The organism is Nonomuraea sp. NPDC049400, assembly GCF_044466425.1.
Taxonomy (GTDB): Bacteria; Actinomycetota; Actinomycetes; order Streptosporangiales; family Streptosporangiaceae; genus Nonomuraea.
Window position 1 is genome coordinate 105638 of the sequence record NZ_JBITMP010000024.1, and the last position, 21766, is coordinate 127403.

21 protein-coding genes are annotated in these 21766 nt (G+C 70.1%); 10 read left to right on the plus strand and 11 right to left on the minus strand.

All coding sequences use genetic code 11. From position 1 onward, the window contains the following. Positions 1 to 359 precede the first annotated feature (359 nt). Both ACIBVN_RS33005 and ACIBVN_RS33010 read left to right on the plus strand, forming a co-directional pair. Complete coding sequence (locus ACIBVN_RS33005) at positions 360 to 746, plus strand: hypothetical protein (RefSeq protein ID WP_397143125.1); 387 nt, start codon at positions 360 to 362, stop codon at positions 744 to 746. Between the two features lie 521 nt (positions 747 to 1267). After that, entirely contained in the window at positions 1268 to 1897 is a 630-nt protein-coding gene (locus ACIBVN_RS33010; RefSeq protein WP_397143126.1) for a DinB family protein, read from the plus strand. On the opposite strand, the gene ACIBVN_RS33015 is transcribed toward ACIBVN_RS33010, so the two are convergent. Both ACIBVN_RS33015 and ACIBVN_RS33020 read right to left on the minus strand, forming a co-directional pair. Further along, entirely contained in the window at positions 1855 to 2124 is a 270-nt protein-coding gene (locus ACIBVN_RS33015; RefSeq protein ID WP_397143128.1) for a hypothetical protein, read from the minus strand. The genes ACIBVN_RS33010 and ACIBVN_RS33015 overlap by 43 nt on opposite strands. Before the next feature lie 53 nt (positions 2125 to 2177). After that, the gene (locus ACIBVN_RS33020; RefSeq protein WP_397143130.1) at positions 2178 to 3113 is read right to left on the minus strand and encodes a hypothetical protein; all 936 of its coding nucleotides are present in this window, start codon (positions 3111 to 3113) and stop codon (positions 2178 to 2180) included. A gap of 130 nt (positions 3114 to 3243) precedes the next feature. On the opposite strand from ACIBVN_RS33020, the gene ACIBVN_RS33025 reads away from it, so the two are divergent. The 4 genes from ACIBVN_RS33025 (at position 3244) to ACIBVN_RS33040 (ending at position 7046) form a co-directional block, all read left to right on the plus strand. Next, positions 3244 to 3756 carry a SigE family RNA polymerase sigma factor gene (locus tag ACIBVN_RS33025; protein ID WP_349447254.1) on the plus strand — a complete coding sequence of 171 codons (513 nt, stop codon included), beginning with the start codon at positions 3244 to 3246 and terminating at the stop codon, positions 3754 to 3756. Continuing rightward, positions 3743 to 4468, plus strand: a complete 726-nt coding sequence (locus ACIBVN_RS33030; protein ID WP_397143132.1) for a hypothetical protein — start codon at positions 3743 to 3745, stop codon at positions 4466 to 4468. The genes ACIBVN_RS33025 and ACIBVN_RS33030 overlap by 14 nt, the downstream gene beginning before the upstream one ends. A 98-nt stretch (positions 4469 to 4566) precedes the next feature. After that, positions 4567 to 5391, plus strand: a complete 825-nt coding sequence (locus ACIBVN_RS33035; RefSeq protein ID WP_397143134.1) for a hypothetical protein — start codon at positions 4567 to 4569, stop codon at positions 5389 to 5391. A gap of 122 nt (positions 5392 to 5513) precedes the next feature. After that, positions 5514 to 7046 (plus strand): serine/threonine protein kinase, encoded by a 1533-nt coding sequence (locus ACIBVN_RS33040; RefSeq protein ID WP_397143136.1) that lies wholly within the window; start codon positions 5514 to 5516, stop codon positions 7044 to 7046. Between the two features lie 18 nt (positions 7047 to 7064). On the opposite strand, the gene ACIBVN_RS33045 is transcribed toward ACIBVN_RS33040, so the two are convergent. Then, positions 7065 to 7865 carry an NAD(P)H-binding protein gene (locus ACIBVN_RS33045; protein WP_397143138.1) on the minus strand — a complete coding sequence of 267 codons (801 nt, stop codon included), beginning with the start codon at positions 7863 to 7865 and terminating at the stop codon, positions 7065 to 7067. Positions 7866 to 7951: 86 nt separating this feature from the next. On the opposite strand from ACIBVN_RS33045, the gene ACIBVN_RS33050 reads away from it, so the two are divergent. Beyond that, positions 7952 to 8869 (plus strand): AraC family transcriptional regulator, encoded by a 918-nt coding sequence (locus ACIBVN_RS33050; RefSeq protein WP_397143140.1) that lies wholly within the window; start codon positions 7952 to 7954, stop codon positions 8867 to 8869. Here ACIBVN_RS33050 and ACIBVN_RS33055 read toward each other — a convergent pair. The 4 genes from ACIBVN_RS33055 to ACIBVN_RS33070 all read right to left on the minus strand — a co-directional run bounded on the left by ACIBVN_RS33055 (position 8822) and on the right by ACIBVN_RS33070 (position 11998). Continuing rightward, positions 8822 to 10816: a serine/threonine protein kinase gene (locus ACIBVN_RS33055; protein ID WP_397143142.1), complete on the minus strand. Its 1995-nt coding sequence runs from the start codon at positions 10814 to 10816 to the stop codon at positions 8822 to 8824. The genes ACIBVN_RS33050 and ACIBVN_RS33055 overlap by 48 nt on opposite strands. Before the next feature lie 68 nt (positions 10817 to 10884). Beyond that, the gene (locus tag ACIBVN_RS33060) at positions 10885 to 11367 is read right to left on the minus strand and encodes a hypothetical protein (protein WP_397143144.1); all 483 of its coding nucleotides are present in this window, start codon (positions 11365 to 11367) and stop codon (positions 10885 to 10887) included. Between the two features lie 11 nt (positions 11368 to 11378). Continuing rightward, the gene (locus ACIBVN_RS33065; protein ID WP_397143146.1) at positions 11379 to 11645 is read right to left on the minus strand and encodes a hypothetical protein; all 267 of its coding nucleotides are present in this window, start codon (positions 11643 to 11645) and stop codon (positions 11379 to 11381) included. Continuing rightward, a complete protein-coding gene (locus ACIBVN_RS33070) occupies positions 11642 to 11998 on the minus strand; it encodes a hypothetical protein (RefSeq protein ID WP_397143148.1) in 357 nt (118 codons plus the stop codon). Before ACIBVN_RS33070 ends, ACIBVN_RS33065 begins: the two co-directional genes overlap by 4 nt. A 240-nt stretch (positions 11999 to 12238) precedes the next feature. Here ACIBVN_RS33070 and sigJ point away from each other — a divergent pair, with 240 nt between their 5' ends. Then, positions 12239 to 13123, plus strand: a complete 885-nt coding sequence (gene sigJ / locus ACIBVN_RS33075) for an RNA polymerase sigma factor SigJ (RefSeq protein WP_397143150.1) — start codon at positions 12239 to 12241, stop codon at positions 13121 to 13123. Positions 13124 to 13494: 371 nt separating this feature from the next. On the opposite strand, the gene ACIBVN_RS33080 is transcribed toward sigJ, so the two are convergent. Beyond that, the gene (locus ACIBVN_RS33080) at positions 13495 to 15828 is read right to left on the minus strand and encodes an FtsX-like permease family protein (protein WP_397143239.1); all 2334 of its coding nucleotides are present in this window, start codon (positions 15826 to 15828) and stop codon (positions 13495 to 13497) included. After that, complete coding sequence (locus ACIBVN_RS33085; protein WP_397143152.1) at positions 15825 to 16559, minus strand: ABC transporter ATP-binding protein; 735 nt, start codon at positions 16557 to 16559, stop codon at positions 15825 to 15827. Before ACIBVN_RS33085 ends, ACIBVN_RS33080 begins: the two co-directional genes overlap by 4 nt. 91 nt (positions 16560 to 16650) lie before the next feature. On the opposite strand from ACIBVN_RS33085, the gene ACIBVN_RS33090 reads away from it, so the two are divergent. After that, positions 16651 to 17259 carry a DNA-binding response regulator gene (locus ACIBVN_RS33090; protein ID WP_397143154.1) on the plus strand — a complete coding sequence of 203 codons (609 nt, stop codon included), beginning with the start codon at positions 16651 to 16653 and terminating at the stop codon, positions 17257 to 17259. On the opposite strand, the gene ACIBVN_RS33095 is transcribed toward ACIBVN_RS33090, so the two are convergent. Both ACIBVN_RS33095 and ACIBVN_RS33100 read right to left on the minus strand, forming a co-directional pair. Then, on the minus strand, positions 17256 to 19235 hold the full coding sequence (locus ACIBVN_RS33095) for a histidine kinase (protein ID WP_397143156.1): 1980 nt from the start codon (positions 19233 to 19235) through the stop codon (positions 17256 to 17258). The genes ACIBVN_RS33090 and ACIBVN_RS33095 overlap by 4 nt on opposite strands. A 49-nt stretch (positions 19236 to 19284) precedes the next feature. Then, entirely contained in the window at positions 19285 to 20289 is a 1005-nt protein-coding gene (locus tag ACIBVN_RS33100) for a hypothetical protein (protein WP_397143158.1), read from the minus strand. Positions 20290 to 20545: 256 nt separating this feature from the next. Between ACIBVN_RS33100 and ACIBVN_RS33105 the strand changes: the two genes are divergently transcribed. After that, positions 20546 to 21751, plus strand: a complete 1206-nt coding sequence (locus ACIBVN_RS33105) for an SGNH/GDSL hydrolase family protein (protein ID WP_397143160.1) — start codon at positions 20546 to 20548, stop codon at positions 21749 to 21751. The last annotated feature ends 15 nt before the right edge of the window (positions 21752 to 21766 follow it).

A 21766-nucleotide genomic window follows, 5' to 3' on the forward strand; every position in this document is an offset into this window, starting at 1 on the left:
CCCTGGCCTGCGCGTCCGAGCGTGTGTGACGGGCCCGGAGGGCCGAGCGGCGTATGGTGGATTCCCTGGGGTATTTGGCATGCCGACAGCCGCGTCGGCTGCGCCCCGGACACAACCGGCCTTGTTTGCCGGAGACAGGCGGTACACCCGATGCCGAACCGCCGTTCATCAGTCCTCACCCATCGCTCTCCAACCGGCCCGGGTGGTGTTCCTCGAACCCACGCTGACCCGTGGCGGAAAACTGCCGTGCCGTTCGTACATGCCGTCTGAGCGAAAGGATCTCGATCATCGCTTCCGGTTCCATTCCCCCGCCCGAGCAGCCGGTACGGCGAGTACGTCGTTGCGTGCGGGAAGCGAAGTTGAGCGCGCGCCCCCAACTCGCCGCGGATGTCGCCCGATGGACCTGCCCACACGGATTGCACGCCGGCAACGGTTGTGTCGCCTGCTACCACGCCTCGGCCGAGGCTGACCCGATGTTGCCGCTGTGGGAGATCGCGGTGTGGTTCACGTCGGAGCGGCCGATGCCGATCAGGGTCTTGAAGGACGTACGCCGCCACGGCCGTCGCTTCGCGCTCGACCAGCCGTCCACACCCCTGGTCTACCTCCTCAGCGGACAGGCGCGGGCCGCCACGGGCACGGAGGCAGTAGCGGGACTGGTCGGCTTCCTCATCGAGAACCGGCACATCGTTGATGCGTTCACCGTGACAGAGATCCGTGCCGTCGCTGGGTGCGGGTGTTTTCCCTGAGCGGAAAGGACGCCAAGGGAGGCGGCGCTGCGCCGGGCGGTCGAAGCAGGGCGGCTGCTCTTCAGAGGGCCTGGACGGTCAACGACCAATGACGCTGACATTCGTTTCTCTGCGCACACCGCTCAGCACCGCCTCGTCCACGTGCATCTCCGGCCTGGATCGCCGCTTCCCGATCGTGGCGTAACCCGCCAGGCCGACACGGGCCGGTCAAGGAGTCGCTCACGGCGTGGTGCGTTCAGCCACGTCGGTCGTTCTCTGAGCGGCAACGTCGCTTTCGGTCCCCGATATCGTGTGCGAAGCCGGAGGTGATCACATCGCTGGGACCGAGCACGCTGCCGGACGAGATCGCCACCACAGCCGCCATCAGGCCCGCCGAGAGCTGCGCGCCTATCACGGCGAGGACTGAAAGGGCGGAGAACCGGATATCAGCGGGACCGGCTCGCGCTGTCGCGGCTCCGCAACCGTTCCGGTCCCCCTCTACCGAAAATGCGTTGCCCACCCAGGCGGAGCCCCGCACCATCGTGACTAGCGCCGGCCCCGAGGGGGAGATCATGAACGAGGTCCTGCTCGACGCGATCCGCCACAACAACTGGGCAACGAAGCGGCTCGTGGAGTTCTGCCTGGATCAAAATCTCTCAGCAGAACAACTCGAAGTGCGTGGCGTCGGCACCTTCGGCGGCATCCTGTCCACTCTTCACCACATCATCGAGGCGGACGGAAGCTACGTACGGCGCCTGGCCGAGACCGAGCTCGCCTGGGTCGACAGCGACGAGCACTTCGACCTGCAGAAACTCCTGGTCTGGGCATCGGAGGCCGAGCAGCTCTGGGAAGAGCTGCTGGCCAAGCCGCTCGACGTGGAACGCGTGGTCATCGTGGACGACGGCACCCGCGAGGTCCGCGCCGGCATCTTCGTGGCTCAGGCCCTCAACCACGCCAACCACCACCGCGAGCAGGTCTGCGCCGTCCTGACCGGCCTCGGCGTCGAGCCGCCGTACATCCAGGCTTGGGAGTATGCCTGGGCCACCGGCCGGATCTGGGACCGCCGCCAACGGCGTTCCTCGATCATGGGCAGAGCAGACGGGCCAAACCTCCCACAGCATCTCCACGATCACTTCCTGGGGGCATCCGCGACGCTCACGAGCGCCCCCTGAGCATCGCCTCCCTCGACGGGCCGGAGGCCGTTGCCCTGGTAACCGCCCCGGAACTCCACCCAGGCCAGACCGCTGCCGTCCCGGTCAGGGATGACCAACCGAAGGGTTCCGGTGATTCCCGCGCTGCGGACGTCGCGCTCGACGACATTCAGCGCCTGCTCCAATGCCACCCACAGACTCGGGTCGAGGGCGAAGGTCGGCTCGAAGCCGGTGTCGCGTAGCGCCACGTGGGCACCATACCGAGCTCCGGCGCACACGCCGCCCGCCGAGCGGGGTGCCGTTACGGCAGGGCGGGTACGGCCGGTTCGGCGTTGGTCCAGCCGGCCTGGAGCACGGTTTCTGTGCTGATCTTGTTGATGAACAGCTTGCCGTTGAGGTGGGTCGTCCACGTTCGGGACAGAAGGAGCATCGTGTCGGTGTCGATGATCAGGTCGGTCTTGGTCTTGATCGTGTTGCCACTCTGAACGATCTCCGGGTAGTCGATCAGGACGGCCGCGCCGGTCCTGCCCACGTTGTCCTTTGCCCTGCCCTGGGCGCGGACGCCGGGCATCGTCAGCAAGGCCTGGTAGGCCGCGGTGCGGACCTCCTTCGGCGCGGGAAGCTGATGGAACAGCTCCATCAGCGCTCCAGTGACGTACCTGTCCACGCCGTTCTCCTTGACCCGTAGGACTCGCGCCGCCTCCGCGAACCAGGACTTCAATCCGTTCGGGTCCGCGGGCAGTCGCTGGACCTCGTCGTACCTCAGGTGCTGCCCAGCCAGGGAGAACGTGTTCCGGGCCCGTACGGGGTAGAGGTGGCCCTTGTCTGGTTCGGTGGACAGTTTCTTCACGTACTGGCCGTCGGCCGTGCGGGTCCACTTGGCGGGTGAGCCGTCGCGGCGCCACGCCTTCCGGTCCGCCGCGCTCTTCGGGTACGCCCCCAGCGGCCGGACTCCGAACCAGGAACTGCCGTCGGGCATGGTCCATTTCTCGGTGAGGTCCTGTTCCACCACCCAGTAGCGATTCGCGCCGCTGCCGAACTGGCGGGGATGGGTGCGCTGCGTCAGCACCCTCGTATGCCAGTACGTGCCTTCCGGCGGAGCCGACGCGGCGGCCGTGAGCCGCGTCTCCGGCGCCTTGACGAGGCTCGGGAGGCCCAGCAGCGCAGCGGTGACCACGGCGGCCAGGCCGGTCCCGATGGCGATCAGCGGCCGGACCGGTGCGGTCGCGAGCTTCATGTGCTTCCTCCAGACGTACGAAGTGACGTCCCCCAATACGCCTGAGCACCTAGCGAGGTTGCCTGCGACACTCGGGCAACTGTTGGAGCGGCCGAGGCGTATTAGGAGGCGTGAAACGGGACAGACAGCCGTGAGCGGCACAGACCACGACTTCGGCGCGTTCGTGGCCGCGCGGGCCACGACTTTGCTGCGGGTCAGCTACCTCGCCTGCGGAGACGAGGCGGAGGCAGAGGATCTGCTGCAGACGGCGCTGGAGCGTACCTACAGGAACTGGGACAGGGTGCGGCACGACAACCCCGAGCCCTATGTGCGCCGCGTCATCGTCAACACCGCCATCAGCCGGGCCCGCCGCCGGGCCATCCTGCGCATCATCCCGATGCGCATGCCGCCGGAGACGCCGGCGCGCTCGACCGACGTCGACCTGCGCCACGTGCTCATGGACGCGCTGCGCGACCTGCCTGCCCGGCAGCGCGCGGTGGTCGTCCTGCGGTACTGGGAGGACCTCAGCGAGACGCAGACCGCGGAGGTGCTCGGCTGCACGGTCGGCACGGTGAAGAGTCAGGCGTCGAAGGCGATGGCCAAGCTGCGTACGGCACTCGGCGAGGCATCCGTGGAAGGAGTGATCGGCAATGCCCACGCTTGAGGAACAGCTCCGCCAGATCATGGCGGACGAGACCGCGCGACTGCACGCCGCGCCCGACCTCGTGGAGCGGGTCATCCGGTCCTCGCGGCGCAAGAGGATGCGGGGCAGGATCGCGGCGCTGGCCACGTCGCTGACCGTCGTCGCGGCCGCCCCCCTCTATCTGACGGTGGCCCCGGGCGGCTCCATGCAGACGCCCACCGTCTCCCCGACCCCGGACCCGCCCGCCATCGACGACACCCCACCCGTGCCGTCCGAACCCCCGAGCCTCGGGGACCTGGGCGACGGCAGGGCGTTCAAGCACATCAAGGTGGGTTACCTGCCCGAGGGCCTGCAGTGGTCCCACTGGTCGTTGGACTTCGGCGACAGCTACACGACCTCGTGGAACTACGACGGGGACAAGAACGGCTTCTACTGCGTCCAGATCTACGTGTACGAGGGCCAGACCGTCAAGGAGGTCGACGACCGCGTGCAGCTGCACCGCGACGAGGGGGAAGGCGAAGAGGTGAGCATCGGCGACCGGACCGGCTATCTGGTCGTCGAAGGGGTCGGCGAGGACGGCATGAAGGGCACCCCCACGCTCATCCTGAACATGGGCGAGCAGCGGCGGGCCGAGATCATGTTCAGCCCCACGTACGCCAAGAAATTCGCCGATGACAAGGCCGTCGACCGTGAGCTGAGCAAGATCGCCGAGGGGCTCACCGCCGACGGCTGAGTGCGGCGCCTGCCGGGTGGCCGGCTGAACCGGCGAGGGATCTTTCCCGTTTCCGGAATATGCGCGCGTTCTGCACGATTCTGGTGACAGCCGTTTCGATGATGTCAGCCACCGGCTGCTCCTCCTCTTCCGAGTTCGCCCCACCCGAGGTCGCCCCAACCGGGGTCACCCCGGCCAAGGCCGTCCCAACCGAGGCCGCCCCAGCCAAGGTGGTCCCGACCAAGGCCGCCCCGGCCAAGGTCGCCCCGCTCGACGAGAGGCCGGGCAGCCGGCAGGTGGTCGCGTTGCTGCAGGATGGGGGAGGCTACATCCGGCCCGGGTTCAAGGCGATCGAACCGGCCGAGATCATCGTGTACGGGGATGGCCTGGCGGTCGCCGACGCCGACCGCCGGCTGCGGCTGACGCCCGCCGATGTCACCGCCCTCGTCCGCTCGCTCAGGAAAGACCTGGTCAGCCAGCCTCCGTCCCCCACCCCGAGCGGCTCCAGGATCTACGACGCCACCACGGCGACCCTTGGCGTCTGGACCGGCGGCCGCACCCTGCGCACGATCAGCGCGTACGCCCTCCATGAGGGATACGGCGGCGGGAAGCGCTACCCCGACTCCCTGTACCACGCGCAGGAGACCCTGACGACCCTCGCCGACCGGGTGAGACGTGAAGGAACCGGCTACAGAGCCGACCGGGTACGGCTGGTGGCCGAGCAGCGGCGCGGCGAGAAGGCGAAAATGACCTGGCCGTCCCAGATCCCCGAACCGGCGAAGGCGGAGGGGGACGTCCTGGTCAGAAACCTGACGGGCGGCCAGGCGAGAGCGGTGATCCGGTCCGTCGCACGGCACAAGGGGCTGGGAGCGTGGCCGCTCTATCGCGACAGCCAGGGCCGCGTCTTCGCCATGACCTGGCGTTTCCTCCTGCCATCGGAATAAGGAGCCGGCCCGCCGTTGTGGCTGCGCCATGATGTCCCGATGAGCAAATGGCTGCCAGATCCGGATTTATCCCGTTAAGGTGCGGAAGGTCCGTGCCGGCCGTCACAGGAGTAACTCCACTCATGCCGAACGCCGAACCCCTACGCCCAGGAGATCCCCAGACGATCGCGGCCTACCGGATCGTCGGGCGGCTCGGTGAGGGCGGCCAGGGTGTCGTCTACCTCGGCCAGGCCCCGGACGGACGGCCGGTGGCCGTCAAGGTGCTGCGGCAGTCCGTCGGCAGCGACAACCACTTCGCCAAGGAGATCGCCGCGGCCCGGCGGGTCGAGCCGTTCTGCATCGCCCAGGTGCTCGACGCGTCGATGGACGCGCGTCCGTACATCGTCAGCGAGTACGTCGAAGGCCCCTCGCTGCAGCAGACCGGCCGCCACCACGGCGCCGACCTGCAGCGGCTGGCGGTCAGCACGGCCACGGCGCTGGCCGCCATCCACAAGGCGGGCATCGTGCACCGCGACTTCAAGCCCGCCAACGTGCTGCTCGGGCGGGACGGGCCGCGCGTCATCGACTTCGGCATCGCGCGCGTCGCCGACTCCGCGGTCACCGTCACCAGCAGTGTCGTCGGGACGCCCGCGTACATGGCCCCGGAGCAGCTCGCGGGCGCGCACGTCGGCCCGGCGGCGGACGTCTTCGCCTGGGCTTCCGTCATGGTGTTCGCGGGAACGGGCACGCCGCCGTTCGGCGGCGACTCGCTGCCCGCGGTCATCAACCGCGTCCTGAACCAGGAGCCGTTCCTTGGCGACTTACCGGAGCCGCTGCGCTCGGTCGTGTACGCGTGCCTGGCCAAGGACCCTCGCGCCCGCCCGCAGATGCAGGACGTCCTGCTGCGCCTGCTCGGCGGGCACGCCCCCGCCCCCGGGCCCTGGCACGCCCCGGCGGGCGAACCCCGAGCCCTTCCGCCGCGCCGCACGGCACTGCGCTTCCCGCTGATCGCCGGCGTCTCCGGAGCGGTCGCTCTGTGCCTGGCGGCCGGCGTCGTCGTCTGGAACGCCTCGGCGGACCGGAATCCCGCCCCGCCGACACTGGCCGCCGGCTCCAGTGAGCCGTCCCCCTCCGCCACCGCCAAGCACAAGAAGACCGTCGCGCCCAGGAAGACGCAGACCCCAACCATCACCCCCAAACGCCCGCGCCCCACCCCCTCGCCGTCGCAGGCGCGCACCACCGTACGCCCGACGCCGACGCCGACGCCGACGAAGAAGGCGACCGCCACGCCTGCCCGAACGCCGACGAGCAAGCCGAGCACCAGGCGCCCGTCGCCCACCGCGACCAAGGCCAGGACCGCCTCGTTCAGCCTCGCCTACGTACGGGTCGCCGGGGCGTCGAGGATCAACCAGGAGGGCGTCACCTGTTACCACGGCTCGCTGGGCTTCGGCATCGGCATCGACGCGTCGGAGATGGGAGCGCCGTTCTCCTACCAGTGGCTCGTCGACGGCCAGGTGATCGAGAGCGGCTCCAGGAAGATTCCGTACAACGGCAAGAGCGACTATTTCGGCTCGAAGAAGACGATCACCCCCGAGCTCGGGTCCAAGCACACGGTCACCTTCCAGCTCACTTCGCCGGTGCGGCGGTCCAAGTCGATCTCGTGGACCATGTGCTGACCTGGCCCTCCCCAGGCGTCAGGCCCAGGCCCGGGCGGCGTAGTCCTCGAAGCTGACGGGCGGGCGGCCCAGCACCCGCTGGACCCCGTCGGTGGGCTCGGCCAGATGGCCCTCACGCATCATGGCGAACATCGCGCCCAACTCGTCGGCCACCTCCGTGGGAAGTCCTTCTGCGAGCAGTTCGGCCCGGTACGCCTCGGGAGTGAGTTCCACGTACTCGATCTCCCGGCCGGCGGCCTGCGCGATGACCCACACGGCCTCGCCGAACGTCAGGCCGCGCGGCCCCGACAACTCGTAGACCCGCCCGGCGTGGCCGCCCTCGGTCAGCACCCGCGCGGCGACCGCCGCGATGTCGTGCACGTCGACGAACGGCTCCGGCACGTCTCCGGCCGGCAACGCCAGCCGCCCCGCGAGCAGCGGCTCCCGCCAGGTGTACTCGTCGAAGTTCTGGTTGAAGTTGTTCGCCCGCAGAATCGTCCATTCCGCGCCTGATTCGCGCACCGCCTCCTCGGCGGCCGCCATTCCGCGGAACGCTTCGCCGCCGACGTGCTCGAGCCCGCGCCCGGACAGCACCACGAACCGTTCGACCCCCTCGGCTCTTTTGACGAAGTCGCGTACGAGTGCGGGGTCCTCGGGCGCGACCAGGTACATCGACCTCGCCCCTGTCAGCACACCCTCCCACGTGGCCGCGTCGGACCAGTCGAAACGCACTTCACTGGAACGGGACGCGGGCCGGATCTGCCTGCCCTCCGCGCGCAGGAGCTCCACCACGCGACGGCCGGTCTTGCCCGTCGCACCGAGAATCACGATGTCGTTCATGGAGAACAGCCAACCGGCCTGGCGGTCCTGCGGCCATGGTCACGCGTACGCCGGACCTGTCCGATCGTCCGGTTATGGTGAAGCCCGTGGATCCGTTCGACGACCTCCTGCATGGCGTACGCGGCGAAGGCTCACTCTTCGGCGCGTCGGTGCTGTCGCCGCCGTGGGCGCTCAGGTTCGACGACCAGGCGTCACTCACGCTCTGCGTGCCCCTGCGTGGCGAAGGCTGGATCATCCGCGACGGCGAGGCCCGGCGCCTGCGGGAGGGCGAGGCGGCCATCGTGCGGGGGCCCGAGCCGTTCGTGTTCTCCGACACCGACACGCCGCGGCTCATCACCGATGCCCGGCACGACGGTGATGACATCACCGGCGACACGGTCCTGCTGGCCGGGGCCTACAAGGTCAACGGCGAGGTGGCGCGGCGCCTGGTGCGGATCCTGCCGTCCCTGGTCGTGGTGCCCGACGACGGCGACTGCGCCGGCATGCGCGCCTATCTGGAGGCGCAGCTGCTGGCGTGCCGTCCCGGCCGGCAGATCGTCCTGGACCGCCTGCTCGACTGGCTGCTGGTGTGCACGCTGCGCGACTGGTTCGACCGGCCGGAGGCCGAAGCGCCCGGCTGGTACGCGGCCCTCGGCGACGACGTGGTCGGCCCGGCCCTGCGCGCCATCCACGACGACCCCTCCCGGCCATGGACGATCGCCTCGCTCGCGACCGTCGCGAACGTCTCGCGTACCACTCTGGCCGGCCGTTTCACCGAGCTGCTCGGCGAGCCGCCCTTGACCTACCTGACCGGCTGGCGCATGGCGCTGGCCGCCGACCTGCTCGATGAGCCGGGCACGACGGTCGCCTCTGTCGCCCACCGCGTCGGCTACACCGACGCCTTCAGCTTCAGCTCGGCCTTCAAGCGCGTTCACGGCCTCAGCCCCAACGCCTACCGGCGGCTGGAGCAGAGAAGTTCAGGAGGTCTTGGGGGGATCGATCGTGAAATGAGCGATCACATCTAGCGATTTCGGGACTTCCATAAGCCTGCGCACCAGCTTGCCGTCGAAGTCCACGACCTGGAGCTCGGTGTTCTTCGCGTTGTCCCATTCCCAGCAGTACAGATGCGTCTCGTCGTACCAGCCGAGCACGCTGTCGCAGTCGGAGGAGAACTTGCGGACCTGCTTGCCGGTGGCGGCGTCGTGGAGGCAGGTGTCCCCGCTGGGGCCCCGCGGGCAGTCGGCCGCGAACATCTTGCCCGAGGGCGAGAAGAGGTCCCTGGCGTCGGACCCCAGCGACCCCACTCCTGGCAGGTCCCGCGTGTGCTTGCCGGAGGCGTCGAAGAAGCGCAACCCGTCGTCCTTGCCGTAGACGTCCACCACGCCTTGCTCGTCGCCGTCCCAGCCGAAGTCGTAGTCGTGGATCGCGTCGTCGTCCACCTCGACCACGTCGACCTTGCTCTGTGCCAGGTCTCTCGGGGCCACGTCGACGATGGCGAAGCCCACGGTGTTCCAGTCGTTCTTGCCGTTCGTGGTCTTGATCTTCTTGTTGAGGTTGAGCAGGATCTTCTTGCCGTCCTTCGACCAGGAGCGGATGGAGGTGTCCAGCGGCTTGCGCACGGTCTTGATGCGGAAGCTGGATCCCGCCTGCGTGTCGGTGATGAGGATCGAGTCGTAGCCGTCCGAGGTGTAGTCCTGGGGCCTTTCTGCGAGATGGCGGCCGTTCGGCGAGAGCCGCGACTCCATGTTGTCGGGATATTTCGTGAACTTGCCGTGCAGCGATTCCCTCGCGTAGTCGATGTGGTCATCGAGCTTCTTGTTGTAGACCTCGTACGCCGTCAGCGTGATCGGATCGGACGGGTACTCGTAGAGCGTGATCGCGCCGCCTGGCAGCGTGGTCTTGACCGGCTCGGCGGGAGTCGTGGGCTGCGGCGTCCCTGTCGTCTCCTTGGGCGGCGCGGCCGTGGATGCGGTGGGACCGGCCACGGGCGTGCGCTTCGGCAGCGCCGTTGCCAGGGCCATCCCGGCCGCGGAGAGGAGCACGGCGGTCAGAATGGCCGCGCCGATGATGATCGGCTTGCGCAGTGACCGGGTGGGACCCTCGGACGGGGTGGTGGTCGGAGAAGCCTGCCTGCTTCCCTCCACAAGGAGGTTGGAGCCGGACGGCGGGTTCCGCAGCAGCCGGATGATCACCTGCTCGGCCGTCGGCCGCTGCGCCGGATCCTTGGCCAGGCACTGCTGCACCACGTCACGGAGCGGCCCGCCGAGCGAGCCCAGATCAGGCTGGTGCCTGAGCACCCGGCTCATCACGGCATGCGTCCCGTCGCTGCCGAACGGCGCCCGCCCGCAGGACGCGAAGACGATCGTGGCGGCCCAGGAGAACATGTCGGTCGCGGGCCCGACCGCGTGCCCCAGAACCTGCTCCGGAGACATGTACGCAGGCGTCCCGATCTGCGTGCTGCTGGTCATCGTGGCCGGATCGAGCTCACGCGCGATGCCGAAGTCGATCACGCGCGGCCCGCCGGCGGCGATGATGACGTTGCCCGGCTTGAAATCCCGGTGCACGACGTTGGCCCGGTGGATCGCGGCCAGCGCGGTGGCGGTGCCGATGGCCAGCCGATCCAGCTCGGTGCCGGTGCGCGGGCCCTCATCGCGCACGGCCCGCTCCAGAGAGGGGCCCTCGACGAACTCGCTCATGATGTACGGGCGGCCGTGCTCGACGCCCGTGCTGAGCACGGCCGCGGTGCAGAACGGGGCCACCCGCTGGGCGACCTCCGCCTCGCGCAGGAAACGCTCGACGCTCTTTCCGTCGTCGGACCGGTCGATACGCAGCCACTTGATGGCCGCGTATATGCCCATGGGGGTCTGGGCCAGATAGACGACGCCTTGTCCGCCCTCACCCAGTTTGCCGAGGAGCTCCAGGCCACCAAGTGTCCGGGGATCGCCGGGCATAAGCGGCGTGAAGGATGGCATGCGGCAATTGTGACCGTACAGGTGGATCTACGGCACCTTAACTGGCCGGAAGGTTCTTCTGCGGAGCATCAGGCCTGCAGGGCCGGGTCCCCCTGTACGGCGTCATCTGCGGTGGGCCTGCGTCTGAGGAGCGTGGCGAGCAGCAGCATGAGGGCCGACTGGCCGAGCATGCCGGGGGCGAGCGGCGGCGCCGGGCCAACGGCCTTGGTCAGCGCGTACCACCAGCGCGTCACGGCCGACAGGGCATCCCACGTCGTGGCGTAGCGCTGGTCGAGCGGGCCCGCGTCGTAGTTGGCCGCGACGTGCGCGTAGACGCCGAAGGCCGATGCGACCAGGACGGCCAGCGCGATCAGCCGGACGGCGGCGGCCAGCCGCAGCGAGTCCTTGACCAGCATGAGGAGCACCGCGGCCCCGAGGCAGGCGAGGGCGCCCCAGGGAATCAGTTGCTCCGCGCTTTTCCAGTGCCGCTCCGTGGTGAGCTCGAAGGCGGCGCCGAGGACGCCGATCGCGGTCAGCGCCAGCAGAGCACGCCGGATGAGTGCCGGGCTCATGGGCATGCCGGTCAGCAGCCCCGCTTGACGATGCTCTTGCGCTCGATGAAGCACTGGAAGCCGTTGGCGAAGTTCGCTCCGCCGTGGACGTTGTTGCTGATGGGTGAGCGCTTCGAGAAGCCGAAGTTGCCGCTGTTGATCTGGCGGCCCTTGCTCCAGTAGTTTCCGCTGTTCCAGGAGTTGCCGTTGTTCTCGGGGCCTCCGTGCGGCATCGACATCGCGGTCGTCGTCACCATCAGCCCGAGATATGCCACGACCGCTCCGGCTCTGCGCATCATCGCTCCCCCATGGACTGGAACCCGTTGGCGGTGTTGCCGCCATTGACGAGGTTGCTGCTGGAAGTGGAGCCGTTGGTATTCGAGAAGTTACCGCTGTTGATGGGATCTCCATCGTTGTGGTAATTACCGCTGTTGGTGGAGTTTCCGGAGTTCTCCGCGCCGTTGACGCACTTCGTCGGTGAATTGGGCGCCGGCGAGTTGTAGCTGACCAGGCGATTGCCGCAGAAAACGCTCGGGAGCGCGCCGATCACGGACCCGACGTCCGCGCCGAACAGCCGGGTGAGCAGGGAGCCCTCGCGAGGCGGTTCGGAGGCCGACGCGGTGTTCGCGGCCAGCAATGTGCTGCCCCCCATTACGGCTATTACAGCGATCCGTACGAATGCCTTCAACGTTCCCCCCGCCACCGGCACGACATGACGTCCCGACGATAGCACTGAGTAATCGACGATTACGGATAGCGATACCGCCGATGTCGCGCCCGCGGCCTCGGGCGGCCCAGCCACGACTGGGGAACTGCCAGGACGAAGGGTCACGTTCCGCGGTGGTGTTTCGTCATTACAGTCGTGGGGAGTGCATCGGCAGGAGTGCAGAGCATGACGTGGTCGGCGGCGGACCGAGGGGCGCTCATGAGCGTCGCCTACCGCCTGCTGGGTTCGGTGTCGGAGGCGGAGGACGCCGTCCAGGAGGCCTTCACGCGGTGGTACGCCCTGCCGGACGGGCGGCGGGCCGAGGTCGCGTCCCCGACCGGCTGGCTCGTCACGACGGTGAGCAGGATCTGCCTCGACGTCCTGGGCTCTGCCCGTGCCAGGCGCGAAAGGTACGTGGGCGAGTGGCTGCCCGAGCCGGTCCCGGCCTCGACCCGGTGGACGAGCCAGGCCGTCTCCGACAGCGCGGCCGATCCGGCCGACCGGGTCTCCCTGGACGAGTCGATCAGCATGGCGCTGCTCGTCGTGCTCGAATCGATGACTCCGGCGGAGCGGGTCTCGTTCATCCTGCACGACGTGTTCGCGTACACCTTCGCCGAGATCGGCGACATCGTGGGCCGATCGCCGCAGGCCTGCCGCAAACTCGCCTCTTCGGCACGCCGTCGCGTACGGGAACGCGCCGACGACCACGTGCCTTCGGAGGAGCACACGCGCATCGTGACCGCGTTCAAGTCGGCGTGGGAGAGCGGCGACCTGGCGGCCCTGGTCGAGCTGCTCGACCCGGACGCGACCGCCGTCACCGACGGCGGCGGCCTCGTCAGCGCGGCACTCGAACCCATCGAGGGGGCCGAACGGATCGCCCGCTTCTTCCTTGACGTGCGACAGCGGCAATCCGGCCTGACCGTGCAGACGGCCACCGTGAACGAGCAGCCAGGGCTCGTGGTCCGCGACGGGGCCGGACAGATCCTCGCCGTGGTCTCGATCGGAGTCGCGAACGGCCTCATCGAACGCATCTGGGCCATGCGCAACCCCACGAAGCTCACTACCTGGTGAAAAAGGCGCGAGCGCCGCCTCCTGGCGTACGGTGGAGGCGGCGCTCGCTAACTACCATCCCGGGTAGTTGTCTCAGCGGCCCTTGGACGGGATGCGCCTGGGTGGCGCGACCGGCCGTTGCGGCATCCTGGGCATCTGCCGTGGCGCGGGCAACTCGGGCCGATTCTTCTTGGCTGGACGAACTCGCATGGGAAGCTCCTCTACGTAACTCGCGACGCGGCTCGTGGAGGCCGCTCGACATGCACAGCTGCCGCGTCTGGGTGGACTGATGCGGTTTCGCTGCTGAGTGCGAATTACTGGTAAAGGCGCATGTCCGTAACGTACGAGCTTTCCGAAACCCGGCGCAACCGAATTAAAGCGGCGCCCGGCCCTCACTCGCGCGCCCCGAGCGCGTCGGCCGGTCGGGGGCGCAGTGCGAGCCTGGCCGGGATCGCCGTGGCCGCCAGCGCCAGACCCGCCACGGCGGCGACCACCGCGAGATAGGTGAGCGGCGGCGCGTACGGCAGCGCCGACCCCGTCATCCCCCTGCTGAAGCCCGCCAGGGTCACCAGCGAGATCGCCGTGCCGATGGTCACGGCGAGGGCGATGGCCGTCAGCGTCTCCGTACGCAGCATGCGCGCCACCTGCCGCCGCGTGGTGCCCACGACACGCAGCAGGGCGAGCTCGCGGGAGCGGGCCAAGGTGGACATGGCCAGCGTGTTCACCACGGCGATCGCGCAGAAGGCGATGATCAGCCCCATGGCCACGTAGGTCACCTCCGCGTTGGCCGTACCCGCCTGCGCCGCCCCGGCATGGTCGAGCACGGTCACGCCGGGCAGCTTCCGGAGTGCTTCGCGCTCCCCGCCGGACACCAGCACGGTCCCCCGAGGGTCGTCGACGTGGCCCGCGACGAGCCCGCGGGAGAGGGTCAGGTCGCCGAAGCCGAGGCCACGAGCGTAGATCGCGGCAATCCGCACCGTGGCGGGCGTGCCGTCGCCGAGCACCAGGTCGACCCGGTCGCCCACGCCGGCGTCGAGGCGTTCGGCGGCCGTCCGGCTGATGGCCGCCGACGTGTCGCCGAGCCCGTCCAGCGAGCCCGCCACCACGCCCAGATCCATCGTCCGGCTCAGGCCATCGGGCGTGACGGCCTGGACCTCGTACTTCTCGAGGTCGATCCGGACCGAGGTGCGCAGCACCTCGGTGACGGTGCGCACGCCGGGCACCGTGCGCACCGCGGCTGGAGACGCGCCCGGGGCGAGCACGTGATCGGCTCTGACGCCCGCGTTCACCTCGCTCTGGGCGGCGTGCCCCATCGTGGTCTGCACGAACAGGATCGTGCAGGTCATCGCGGTCATCAGGGTCAACGGCACGATCACCGAGGCCAGGCGCTCGGTGCCGGCGCGAAGGCTCTTCCGCGCCAGGTACCCGCCGACGCCGGGCGCCCGCAGCGGCAGCGCCGTCACCGCCCGCGCGATCGCCGGCCCGAGCAGCGCGACCGCTGTCGTCCACACCAGCGCGGTGAGCATGGTGACCGGGCTGGAGGCCGCCTCGGTGGACAGTGAGGACAGCACGATCGTCAGCACCACGCCCCCGGCCAGGGCGAGCAGGCCCGCGACCAGCCGGACCCGGGGCAGGCGGCTCGCCGTCATCGCCGTCTCGCCCAGCGCCTCCACCGGCCTGATCCTGGCGGTACGGCGGGCGGAGACGCGCGCCGCCACCCACGCGGCCACCAGAGTGGTCACGGCGGCGGCGATCGCGGGGAACGGGCTGACGACCAGCCGCAGGTTGGCAGGCATGGCCCCCAGCTCGACGAACCTGGTCCGCAGCCAGAGCCCCAGCAGGATCCCGGCGCCGGAGCCGAGCAGCCCGGCGACCACGCTGATGAGCAGGGCCTCGCCGCCGATGAGCTTCCTGACCTGGCGCGGCATGGCGCCGACGGCACGCAGCATGGCGATCTCACGCCGGCGCTGCTGCATGGACAGGGCGAACGTGCCCACGACTACGAGGATCGCCACCAGGAGCGAGGTTCCGCCGAGCGCGCCGCCCAGGCTGACGAGCTTGACCCGGGAGCTCTCCGCCTCGGGGAACTCGACCGCGCCGCGCTCGTCACCGGTGTAGGCGAGCGCGCCCTGGACGGTGACGTCGCCCCGGGGCCAGACACCGATCGCTGTCACCAAACCGCCATGGCCGGCCAGGCGGCGGGCCTCACCTGTGGTGAAGAAGATCGTGTCCTGGCTGGGCAGCGCCTGTCTGGTCACCCCGACCACCCGGTAGCCGGGGATCTGCTGATCCGCGTGGCGGGCGTCGACGACCACCTCGTCGGCGGCCTTCGGGGGGCGGCCCGCGGCGAGCGTGAAGGGGGTGAGCGCGGCGGACTCCCAGCCGTGGGCGGTGAACCCGGCGTAGGGGAAGCTCACCTCGGTGACCACCTTCGTGACGCCGGGGATCCCCTTGATCCGCTCCGCGAGGGAGGCAGGGATCCACCTGCGCTCGGACAGGAGCTTGGCCTTCTGCTTGCCGCTCTCCTTGGCCTGCCTGACGTACTGGTCGCCTGCCACGATCACCGGGGCGCCCGCGTACCTCTCGGGCGTCACCCCGCCACGCAGGCCCGTCTCCAGCAACATCCCGCACGCCGTCACCAGCGCGGCGGCGCACAGTAGGGCCACGAACGCGCCGGCGAATCCGGCCTTGCGGTGCCTGAGCGTCTTCAACGCGAAGGAGATCATCGCTTCCACGCTCCGAGCCTGGTCATGCGCTCGGCCACCTTCTCGGCGGTCGGGCCGGTCATCGCGTCCACGATCCGGCCGTCGGCCAGGAAGAGCACGGTGTCGGCGTAGGAGGCGGCCACCGGGTCGTGGGTGACCATCACCACGGTCTGGCCGAGCGCGGAGACCGCCTCCCGCAGCAGGGTCAGCACGTCGCGGGCGGTCATGGTGTCCAGCGCGCCGGTCGGCTCGTCGCCGAAGACCACCTCCGGCCTGGTCACGAGCGCCCTGGCGATCGCCACCCGCTGCTGCTGGCCGCCGGAGAGCTGGGCCGGGCGGTGATCGGTACGTCCGCCGAGGCCCACCCTGTGCACGACCTCGTCCAGCCAGGCCTGGTCGACCCGGGCGCCGGCCAGCGTGAGCGGCAGCGTGATGTTCTCCGTCACTGTCAGCGCGGAGACCAGGTTGAACGCCTGGAACACGAAGCCGACGCGCCGCCGCCGCAGCTCGGTCAGCGCGTTCTCGTCCATGCCCGTCAGGTCGGCGCCGCCCAGCCGTACCGATCCCGAGCTGGGAACGTCGAGCCCGGCCGCGCAATGCAGGAACGTGCTCTTGCCCGAGCCCGAGGGACCCATGACGGCGGTGAAGGTTCCTCGCGGGATGCCGACCGACACCTCCCGCAGGGCCGCCACCGCGCTCTGGCCCCTGCCGTAAACCTTGCTCACCGCGTCCAACCGCACTGCTTCTGTCATGGGATCAAGCCTGCTGATCTGCGCTTTCGCCGACCAGAGAGCCGGTCACGACCGCGCCATGACCTCATCATGATCCGGACATAATGGTCAGGTGATTCGTATGCTCCTGGCCGAGGACCAGCACGTCATCAGGGAAGCCCTCGTGACCCTGCTCAGTCTCGAGCCCGACATCGAGGTCGTCGAGGCGGTCGAGTCGGGGGACGCGGCGGTCTCCGCGGCCCTGATCCACCGGCCGGACGTGGCCGTCCTGGACATCGACATGCCCGGCGCGATCGACGGGCTCGGCGCCGCCGGCGAGCTGCGCGCCAAGCTGCCGGGCTGCCGCACGCTCATGCTCACCGGCCACGGCAAGCCGGGCCACCTCCGCCGCGCGCTCGCCTCCCAGGTGGACGGCTTCCTCCTGAAGAGCGCCTCACCGGAGGAGCTGACGGCCGCGATCAGAAAGGTGGCCAGGGGCGAACGCGTCCTCGACCCCTCGCTCGCCGTCACCGCGTGGAACCTGGCCGACAACCCGCTCACCCCGCGCGAGGCCGACGTCCTGCGGCTGGTCGCGGCGGGCGCCGAGGCCACCGAGATCGCCGGTCAGCTCTTCCTGAGCGCGGGGACCGTCCGTAACTACATCACCGCGATCGTCGCCAAGCTCAACGCCCGCAACCGCACCGACGCCGTACGCATCGCCGAGGAGGCCGGCTGGATCTAGGCCGGTACCCAGGCCCGCGTCGGCACGGTGGCGGTCAGCTCGAACCAGTCGTCCTCCCGGTCGACGGCAAGTCGCCCGTCGAGCGCCGCCAGCCGGGTGGTGAGGTTGCCGATCCCGGCCGAGCCGCGGCGCCCCTGCGCGGAGCGCACACCGTCGTTGCGCACGCTCAGCCGTACGGTGCCGTCACGTACGGACGTCGTGATCGTGCAGCGGCCGGCCGAGCTGTGCCGCAGGACGTTGGTGACGGCCTCTCTGAGCACGATGCCGAGCGTGGTGTCCACCTCCCTGCCGAGGCTGTCGTGGCCCAGGTCGAGAACGGCCGCGATACCCGCGGCCGCCAGCACCGAGCGGGCCGACTCCGCCTCCGCGGTCAGCGACAGCTCCCCGTGCTCGCCCGACACCGTCCGCAGGTCCTCCATCGCCCGCTCGGTCATCGCGAGCACGTCGTCGAGCTCCTTCCGCGCCCGCTCGGCGTCGAGCCGGCGGGCGAGCTCACACTTGAGCAGGATGGCCGCCAGGGTGTGGCCGAGGAGGTCGTGCAGGTCGCGGGCGGCACGCAGGCGTTCCTCGACGACGGCCGCACGGGCCAGGCCGTCCCTCGACTCGCGCAGCTCCCTGGCCAGCTGGGCCAGCCGGAGCAACCCGTACACGGCCAGGCCGGTCACCAGCGTGCTGATCGCGTAGTTCACGGTCAGCGGGAGCGGCAGGCCCAGCAGCACGCCGACGGTGGCGACGGCCGCCACGATGGCCGCCACCAGCGGCAGCGCCACCGCCCACGAGAAGGCCAGCAGGACCGGCCCCGCCAGGAACCCCGCCACCCCCAGCCAGGCCAGCCCGAACAGCGGGATCGGCGCGAACGTCAGCACCGCCATGATCGACAGTGCCACCGGGTGCCGCCCCTCGACCGATCGCAGCTGCATGACGACGATGACGGCCAGCAGGCCCGCCGGCCACAGCGAGCCGGCGATGAGGAGCGCCTTCACCGAGAAGCCCACCAGCACGGCCGCCAGCACCGCCGTCGACAGGGCGCTGTCGCGAGCCGGCTCGACGGGCGGGCGCGTGGTGGGCAGCGTGGCCTCCACGGTCATCCAGGCGTCATCGGCGAGCTCGACGGTGAGCGTGCCACCTGCCGCCTCTACCTGGGCAGGCAGGTCGCCGAGGCTCTCGTCGCCGGCCGTGCGTGCGCCGTCGTTGGAGACGCGCAGCCGTACCGTGCCGGATTCCGTGAGTGTCTCGATGCGGCAGGCGGTGGCCGTGCGCCGCCGTACGATCTCTGTCACGGCCTCCCTGAGCACCGCCGCCAGGAGCGCGCCCGCCGGGCCGAGCGGCTCGGCGTGCCCCACCCGCACGTCCACGGTGACGCCCGCGGCGGTCAGCATCGCCTTGGCGGTGGTCGTCTCGGGAGCCAGGGACATGGCCCGGTAACTCGCCGCCGCCGCCCTGGCCTCGGCCAGGGAGCGGCGCGCCGTCTCCACGTCGGGGGTGCCCGTACGCGCGCCGTCGGCGATCGTGGACAGTGCCCGGCCCAGGCCCGTGCTCAGCTCGGCGGCGATGCGCAACCGTTCCTCGGCCGCCGACGTCACGGCCAGCGACAGCCTAGCCGCGTTCACCTCCTCGATCCGGTCGACCATCCTGGTCAGGCCGTAGACGACCAGGGAGACCAGGACCATGCTGATCACGGGGTCGACGGGGCCGAGCAGGGCGGCGCAGGCCACCACCGCCAGGGCGAGCGGCCACAGCGAGGTCAGCAGCAACGATCCGCCGACGAAGCCGAGGATGCCGACGGAGGAGCCGTACGCCAGCACCGAGGTGAATGCCAGGGCGGCCTGGAGAGCGACCAGCCACCACGATCGCCGCCAGACGAAGGCGACCTGCACCCCGAACACGGCCAGCGCCAGAGGTGATCCGGCCACCACGTAGACGCTCGCGAAGGCCGCGAACGCCACGACCACGATCAGCTTCGTCCGCCTGTGCACGCGTGCAGCCTAGGCGGCCTCTCTTCGCCACCCGGACGCGGGGACCGGCTCATCGGCCGGCAAGCGTCGCGGCCGGGCGGACGGGCACGTCCCGTAGCCCGGTGCGCCGGGGCGCGGAGACGGCCAGGACCACGACCGCGCAGGCGGACACCAGTGCGACGAGGCCCGCGGCGGCTCCCAGTGTCAGCGCGTCGGGGTGGACGAGGGCCTGTCCGCGTCGCGCCTGCCACAGCACCAGCGCGGTGAGCCCCGCGTACCCGAACGCGGCGGTGATCACCAGCGCCGTGCGGGTGGCGCTGCCCGCGAGCACGGCGAACCGGCGGGCGAGCATGCGCAGGCCGATCGCGACCAGCGGGAGCACCTGCAGGGCGTGCAGGCCGACGAAGTGCGCCACCCGCAGGTCGCCCGAGTCCTGCTCCCAGCCGGTGACCGGCATGCCGGCGCCGCCGTCGGGTGCGCCGACGCTGTGCGCGCCGATCGTGGCCAGGTCCAGCCCGCCGGCCAGCTCCCGCGCCTGGTCCGGCGTGGGGGCGGTCATCAGGTAGCCGACGGACATGCCGGCGAGCGAGATGACCAGCCCGAGCGGGATCGCCCACGCCATCGCCCTGTCCACCCGGCGCTGCACCACCAGGAGGACCCCCATCCCGAAGGTCAGCAGCCAGCCGAGGTAGGCGGCCCCTCCCATGATCATGAATACCGTCTCGTCCAGCCCGGTGGTGAAGTTGAAGTGGCTGTGGACGCCGCGTGCCGCCTGGAAGGTGATGGCCGTGATCTCCGGGGCGATGAACCCGCCCACGGCCACGGTGCCCAGCCACCACAGCGTCCGCCGCCACCGCCCGGCCTGACCGATCATCCAGGCAAGCGTGATCGCGTACAGGCCGAAGGAGAGCGCGAATTTCAACGGCTTGAGCCACACTCCCTGGCCGAGCAGCGTTCGCTCGTCCACGACGAGTCCCATCAAGCTGACACCGGCCAGCACCGCCATCGCCATCGCGCAATAGCTGAGCGGAGCGTGCCACTTCCGAAGTTCACGTGGCTGAAGCAGGAAACCCATGACGACTCCTTCGCATCGACTGGGTACAACCCTGCTGGCCTGCGAACTCGCCTACCAGAGAGGCGATCATGAGCCCGGCATGACCTCATCATGAACTGGGCATCTCGGGCACCATTGACCACAGCGCCCACCTGTCATACCTTCGCATCCGAAATATTCGACATCTGCCCGAAAAATTTCGGGAGGCCGGTCTATGGGTGGGACGCTGAAATTGGCCATCGTCGCGGTTCTGGGACTCGCCATGGGAGCGTCGGGGGTGGCTGACGGGTCTTCCGAGCCCGGCGGGCAGTGGGTCACCACGTGGACGGCGATGCCGCAGCTCACCGAGCCGGGTAACATGCCGCCACCGCCGTACACGCGGGAGAACCTGGTCCTGGCCGACAGCACGGTGCGGCAGACCGTGCGGGTGTCGGTCGGCGGGCCACGGATGCGGCTGCGCTTCTCCAACGCGTTCGGCGGCGCGCCGCTGCCCATCACCCGCGTCACCGTGGCGCTCCCGAGCGGCGGCAAGGCCGGGGTGAGCGCGATCCAGCCGCAGACCCTCCAGCCGGTGACGTTCTACGGGCGTTCCTCGGCGGTCGTGCCGGTCGGCGCGCAGGTCGTGTCCGACCCGCTCGACCTCGCGCTGCCCCCTGGCACCGTGCTGAGCGTGACCGCCTACCTCGCCGACGGCCAGGCGTCCGCCGCGGTCACCTCCCACCCCGGTTCCCGTACGACCTCCTACCTCGCCGGCGGCAACCAGGCCGAGGCCGCGGACCTGACCGGCGCCACCCCCGTCGACCACTGGTACTTCCTCAGCGGCATCGAGGTCTGGTCGAAGCCCGCCACCGCGACGCTCGCCCTGCTCGGCGACTCCCTGACGGACGGCCGGGGCTCCACCACCAACCAGAACAACCGCTGGCCCGACCAGCTCTTCGACCGGCTGCAGACCGATCGCCGCACCGCGGGCGTCGCCATCGCCAACCAGGCGGCAGGCGGCAACCGCGTGCTGAACGACGGCCTGGGCCCCAACGCCCTGGCCCGGCTGGACCGCGACGTGCTCGCGCAGAGCGGCGTCACGTGGCTGATCGTCTTCGAGGGCGTCAACGACATCGGCACCGCCGGTGCCACCCAGGACGCCCAGAAGAAGATCGCCGACGACCTGATCGCCGCCTACGACCAGATCATCGTGCGGGCGCACGCGCAGGACATCCGGGTGTACGGCGCCACGCTCACCCCCTTCGGGGGCAGCTTCTACGACGACGCCCAGGGATATCGCGAGTCGGCCCGGCAGGCGGTCAACGAGTGGATCCGCACCAGCGGCAGGTTCGACGCCGTGATCGACTTCGACCGGGCCACCCGCGACCCCGCCGACCCGCGCCGCCTGGTCGCGGCCTTCGACGTGGGCGACCACCTCCACCTGAGCCCGGCCGGCTACAAGGCGCTGGCCGACGCGGTCCCCGCCCGGCTGCTGCGCCGATAGGGGCGCGGCGCCAGT